The 563-nt window shown below is 48.5% G+C and carries 1 pseudogene; it reads left to right on the forward strand.

Annotated elements, in window-relative coordinates:
- Positions 1–139: 139 nt before the first annotated feature.
- Positions 140–478 (forward strand): annotated as a pseudogene (locus tag ACR0DT_RS25145) (transposase); the annotation flags it as partial.
- Between the last annotated feature and the right edge of the window lie 85 nt (positions 479–563).

Below are 563 nucleotides of genomic sequence, written 5' to 3' on the forward strand. Positions count from 1 at the left end.
CATCAAAGCGCCAGACCAATCGGACAGCGCACCTCATATTCTCAGCACTCAAAGCTGAGGTGTCCGTCAGATCAAGTCCAAAGTTTAACAATTTAACACGATATAGGTTCTCGCTACGTCCGTTCTTTCTGCTTTCTACATGCACGATGAAGCCGCTGCATTTAAGCATGTCGAGTACATGCTTTGGGCTGATGGTCCGGTTCGCCCACACTGTGGTGTTGTAGACTGTGCGTATCGTCTTGAGGACGTTAGTATCAAATCGAGCAAGAAAATCCAGAAGGCAAAGAGCGCTACGGCTTATGGAAGTGTCGCGAATGCTGCAAGCAATCCACGGTTCGTATAGGCACGATCTTCGAGAAAAAACACCTGCCGCTTCACCTATGGGTGCAAGTCGGGGTGGTTCCTGACGCATCGTATGCGTGATGGTGCGTTGGATGGATTTGGTGACATTGTAGAAGTCGATGAAACATTCATCGGCAACGCACCTCATATCCTTACAGCGTGTCTGGTTTAATTGGTTTCAAATCCTGCGGCAACGAAGAAGTTATAGCACTCTTCATCGG

Source organism: Ruegeria sp. BI11 (genome assembly GCF_056538005.1).